6 protein-coding genes are annotated in these 4,895 nt (G+C 70.9%); all 6 read right to left on the bottom strand.

Annotated elements, in window-relative coordinates:
* Positions 1-204: 204 nt before the first annotated feature.
* The 6 genes from ACFRKB_RS06235 to ACFRKB_RS06210 all read right to left on the bottom strand — a co-directional run bounded on the left by ACFRKB_RS06235 (position 205) and on the right by ACFRKB_RS06210 (position 4,708).
* Positions 205-1,881 (bottom strand): phytoene desaturase family protein, encoded by a 1,677-nt coding sequence (locus ACFRKB_RS06235; RefSeq protein WP_383103721.1) that lies wholly within the window; start codon positions 1,879-1,881, stop codon positions 205-207.
* Positions 1,882-1,992: 111 nt separating this feature from the next.
* Positions 1,993-2,703 (bottom strand): 2-hydroxychromene-2-carboxylate isomerase, encoded by a 711-nt coding sequence (locus ACFRKB_RS06230; RefSeq protein ID WP_383103719.1) that lies wholly within the window; start codon positions 2,701-2,703, stop codon positions 1,993-1,995.
* 33 nt (positions 2,704-2,736) lie between these two features.
* Positions 2,737-3,483 carry a 3-oxoacyl-[acyl-carrier-protein] reductase gene (fabG, locus tag ACFRKB_RS06225; protein ID WP_383103717.1) on the bottom strand — a complete coding sequence of 249 codons (747 nt, stop codon included), beginning with the start codon at positions 3,481-3,483 and terminating at the stop codon, positions 2,737-2,739.
* Between the two features lie 21 nt (positions 3,484-3,504).
* On the bottom strand, positions 3,505-3,993 hold the full coding sequence (locus tag ACFRKB_RS06220; RefSeq protein ID WP_383103715.1) for a 3-hydroxyacyl-ACP dehydratase FabZ family protein: 489 nt from the start codon (positions 3,991-3,993) through the stop codon (positions 3,505-3,507).
* Positions 3,990-4,448, bottom strand: a complete 459-nt coding sequence (locus tag ACFRKB_RS06215; protein WP_383103714.1) for a 3-hydroxyacyl-ACP dehydratase FabZ family protein — start codon at positions 4,446-4,448, stop codon at positions 3,990-3,992. Before ACFRKB_RS06215 ends, ACFRKB_RS06220 begins: the two co-directional genes overlap by 4 nt.
* Positions 4,445-4,708: an acyl carrier protein gene (locus ACFRKB_RS06210; RefSeq protein ID WP_383103712.1), complete on the bottom strand. Its 264-nt coding sequence runs from the start codon at positions 4,706-4,708 to the stop codon at positions 4,445-4,447. The genes ACFRKB_RS06215 and ACFRKB_RS06210 overlap by 4 nt, the downstream gene beginning before the upstream one ends.
* Positions 4,709-4,895: the final 187 nt, after the last annotated feature.

Here is a 4,895-nt window from a genome sequence, read left to right as displayed (position 1 = left end):
GACTACTCACTCCCTTTGAGTCAAGAAATGATGGGGACAGTCCCTGCGGGCCAACACACCGAATTCGGCGCATTCAAGCGGTCGGACGAGCGGAACCCGCCCCGGGCCCGGACGTTACCAAGCACCCGGGTCGGCAGGAACGTTCTTATAAGAAGCCTCGATAAGCCGTCGTCAGGCCGCCGGAGCCGTGTACGGATCCGCCGTTCAGGACGAGCGGGTGCCACGGGGCGCGCGACCGCCGCACACCCGCAGCGGGTCCCAGTCCGCGCCACGTTCGGGAAGCAGCCGGTGGTCTCCCAGCACCGCGCCGGCGTACACCTCCGGCAGCAGCGGACGGCCGAGTATCTGCCCGGCGCAGGCGATACCGCTCACCGCCGCACCGGTGATGCCGCTGCCGTAGCGCGTGCTCTGCCCCACCACGTACAGGCCGGCCACACTGGTCCGGGTGTCCGGCCTGGCTCCCGTACCGCCCCAGCGCGCCAGTCCGAAGGGCGATCCGCCGGTGGAACGGGTGTAGCGGCGCTGGGTGGCCGGGGTCGCCAGTTCGAGATGGGTGACATGCCGCCGGAACGGGCCGAGCGCGCGTTCCGCGGTGGCCAGCATCGTCTCGGTGACCCTCTTCTTCCGCGCCAGGTAGGCCGGGTCGCGGCGGTACCGCTCGCCGCCGGCGGGATCGGCCGCCGCGCCCCAGGATTCCAGGGAGCGCGGACACAGCGCCATCACCTGGAAGTTGGCGTGGCCGGGCGGCCGGATGGCCGGGGTGTGCGGGTCCTTGCCGGAGGCGAAGGAGATGAACACCGACGGCGGCTCGTCGAAGCGGCCGTCCGTCAGCCCGCGGAACGCCTCCTCGATGTCGGCGTTCCCGTGCCACCACAGGTTCGCGTTGCGCCTCCCGGGCAGTTCCCGGTCGAGCCCCACGTAGAGCACCACCAGGGGGAAGCCCATCACGGCGGTCCTGGCCCGCTTCACGATCGATGTCGGGAAGTGCTGTTCACCGGCCAACTCCAGGACGGTACGCGGGTAGTCCGCGTTCGACACCACGATCGGGGCGCGCAGTTCCTGGCCGGTGGCCAGGACGACACCGCGCGCCATGCCCTCCTCGATCAGCACCCGCTCCACCCGGTGGCCCACCCTGACCGTGCCGCCGTGGCCGGTGATCGTCTCACTCAGTGATGCCGACAGCATCTGGCCGCCGCCGACCGGGTAGGCGGCGCCGCGCAGGTAGTGGTCGGTCACACTGGCGTGCGTGCCGACCGTGGCCGCGTCGGGGCCGATCCCGTAGTTGAGCGCCTGGGCGGCCAGTACGGTGCGCGCTGCGGCGGAGAGCCGGCAGTGCTCGAACAGGTCGTGCAGCGTGCGGCGGCCCCAGGCCATCGCGGTGGGGGTGCGCCGCAGGATCTCGGCCGGGTCGACGCCGGCCGCGGACAGCAGGGTCCAGCGCATCTCCGCGCCGACCGCCGAGCACACCCGGGTGAACTCCCGCAGCCCCTCCTTGTCCGCCGGCAGCACCTCGATCAGCCGGTCGAGATACCTGTCCCAGCCGACGGGCACGAGCATTCGCAGACCGGGCAGGACGATCTCGTCGAATCCGTCCGGGTCCATCGCACGGAACCCGACACGGCCGTCCAGCCCCAGCCCGCGCAGGATCGACGGCAGCACACCGTCGGGCCCGCAGTCGCCGATGTAGTGCACACCGGCGTCGAACTCGTAGGCCGAGCGGCGGCGGAAGACATGGCTGTTGCCGCCCAGCACGCCGGCCTGTTCGAGCACCAGCACCCGGTGGCCCGTCACCGCGAGATACGCGGCACAGGTCAGGCCGCCCATGCCGCTGCCGACCACGATCGCGTCCCAGTCGGCCGGCAGCCGGTGCTCTCTGCTCATCGCGACCTCTCGGGATCGTCTCGGGTGTGCGTCTTGGATGTGAGTCCCGGGCGTGCGTCCCGGGCGTGCGTCCGGGGTGTGCGTCCGGGGTGCGCGTCGCGGGTGTGAGCCTCAGCCACAGCCGCCGGCATGGCCGGCGTCCCCGCCCGCCTCGGCCATGGCGGGCAGCGCGGCACGCTCCGCGTCCGACAGGGCGACCTCGCCGCGCGGGACACCGCGCAGCGCGGCGACGAACGCGTCCACCCGGTCGACGCCCCAGAACTTGTCGTGCCCGTGGATGAAGAACGGCACGCCGAAGAGACCGTCCTTCGCCGAGGCGGCGAGGATCGCCACGCCCCGGGCGCGCAGGTCCGGATCGTCCGCCGCGCCGGCGGCCCGGTCCGCGTCCAGGCCGAGTCCGGCGGCGATCTCACCGATCACAGCCGGGCTGGAGATGTTCCTCGACTCCTGCCAGCGGGCCCGGTAGACCGCGTCGACGAACTCCTTGCCCTTCCCGGCGTCCTCGGCCACCAGGTACGCCAGATGGGACACCTCCCAGACCGGCTCCCGGTCGAGGGGCCAGGTGACCTCAAGTCCGCGGTCCTCGGCCAGCCGCCGGGTGTCCTGGAGGATGTAGAAGTTCTTCTCACGTGCCATGGGCACCAGTGGGAGTTCGACCCCCATGCCCGCGAGCAGTTCCCGGCTGTGGGCGTCCGGCTCCCAGAACGGGATCCATCGCACGGCGGCCAGGACGTCCGGGTGGTGCTTCATGAGGTCGCGGTAGGCGAACCAGGAGTAGGGACTGCGCAGGGAGAAGTACCAACGCGGCGGCTTCTTGGCCATGGCGGTGTCCTCGTGTGGTCGGTGGGAAGGGGCTCAGATGGTGATGCCGCCGTCGATCTGGAAGACCGAGCCGGTGATGTAGCCGGAGCGCTCGGAGGCCAGGAAGGAGACCAGGTCGGCGACCTCGTCCGGGTCGCCGAAGCGGTTGAGCGGGATCGACTTCAGCATCTCGTCGCGGATCTTGTCGTTCAGTACCGAGGTCATGTCGGTCTCGATGAATCCGGGGGCGACCACGTTGGAGCGGATGCCGTAGCGGCCGACCTCCTTGGCCAGCGACTTGGCGAAGCCGATGATCCCGGCCTTGGTCGCCGCGTAGTTGGACTGCGTGGCGTGGCCGTACACACCGGCCACCGAGGAGATCAGGATCAGCGAGCCGGACCGGCGTTTCATCATCTCGAACACCACCGAGCGGCACACGTGGTAGACCCCGTCGAGGTTGACCGCGAGGACGTCCTTCCACTGCTCGTCCGTCATCATCAGCAGCGGGTTGTCCCGGGTGATGCCGGCCGCGGTGACCGCGACGTCCACCGTGCCCAGGGTCTCCTGTGTCTCGGCCACCCACTCGCGTACCGAGTCCGGCGAGGCCACGTCCACCTTCCTGGCCATCACCCGGGTGCCGAGTCCGGCGAGTTCCTTCTCCAGGGAGCTCGCGGCCTGGTCGTCGGACCGGTAGCAGAAGCTGACCTCGTGGCCGTCGGCGGCGAGCCGCTTCACCACGGCCCGGCCTATGCCCCGAGAGCCGCCGCTGACCAGCGCGACCGGCTTTCTGTCCTGCTCCATCGGGCGTTCCTCCTCCTCGTCTCACCCGGCGGACGGCAGAAGGCCGCCGGCGGGGCGGAAAGCCATCACCATCCGCTCGACCGACATCACCAACTCGCCGTCGCACACGGTCTCGCCCTCGAATATCACGGTGTCGGACAGGGCACGGGAGAGCCGGGCCCGGTGGTGGAGCACATCGCCCGGCAGCACCGGCCGGTGGAACGTGACTCCGGTGAGCCCGCCGAGCAGCATCACCCGGTCCGCGTCACCCGCGTCGGGCTCCTGGCCGGGGGTGTGCCAGGTCGCCAGAATGCCGGCGGTCTGGCCCCACGACTCGATGAGCAGCGCCCGCGGGTACTCCAGGCAGGCGTCGGCGGTGTGCGCGCCGACCTTGCGGTAGCACTGCTCGTTGCGGGTGACGGCCTTGGCCGCGGTGATGCTCTCACCCGGCACCAGGTCGAGGACCCGGTCGACGAGCAGCAGGGGAAAGCGGTGCGGCAGCAGGCGTTCGACCTCGTACGACGCGTTCACGCGAGCTTCCCCGCCATCCGCAGCCGCACCGACGCGGCGTCGCCCCGCCCGGTGCTCGCGAGGGCCTTGCACCGCACAGCGCCCTCGTGGTCACGCATCTCCAGGCGCACGGTGAGCAGATCGCCGGGGTAGACGGCACCGAGGAAGCGAGTGGACTCCACGGCGACCAGGCGTGGTTCGGCCATCCCGGTCCGCTCGGCCACGGCGAGCGCGCTGCGCTCGACGCAGTCGACGACACACACACCGGGGAAGATCGGGAAGTCCGGGTAGTGGCCGGCGAAGACCGGCTCCGTCTCCTCGATCGCGACGCCGGTGACCGCGGTGAGGACGGTGCCGCCTCCCCCGGCCGCCTCGGAACTCGCCACCGAGATCACGTCGATCGCCGCGTCCACCGGGGTGGGCCGCGCGGCGAAGCGGCCCGCCGCGACCCGCGCCCCGGGGGGCGAGGTGGTCATGCCGACACCGCCAGCTTGCGCTTCAGCAGCGCGTGCGCGTCACGGAAGGTGCGGGCCGTTCGCATCTCCCGTTCGCTGAACTTGACCCCGTACTTCTTCTCCAGCACCACGACCAGTTCCAGCAGGAGCAGCGAGTCGACGTTCAACTCGTCCACGAAGTCGGTCGCCTCCCCGATCTCGGTGGCGTCGACGTCGATCACCTCGGCCAGAGTCCGCCGCAGATCTTCCGTGTCCAGGGTCTCGATGGGCTGTGCCGTCATCGCTCTCTCCGTTCTCGATTCGGTGCCGGGCGGGGCGGGTTGGGGACCGGTGCTCGTGCTGTGGCCGGAAAGGTTTGCCGGGGGCTCGCGGCGTCCGGTGCGGTGCGTCGCAAGGCGGAGGATCGCGCTCGTACTGGAGGTACTCGCGCGCGTCCGACAACGCGGCGAGGTGCCGTGCCGGGCGTCG

The sequence above is a fragment of the Streptomyces scopuliridis genome, from assembly GCF_042790125.1.
Lineage (GTDB): Bacteria > Actinomycetota > Actinomycetes > Streptomycetales > Streptomycetaceae > Streptomyces > Streptomyces scopuliridis_A.
Note: the sequence above shows the minus strand (reverse complement) of the source record. Positions and strands in the feature narration are given on the sequence as shown.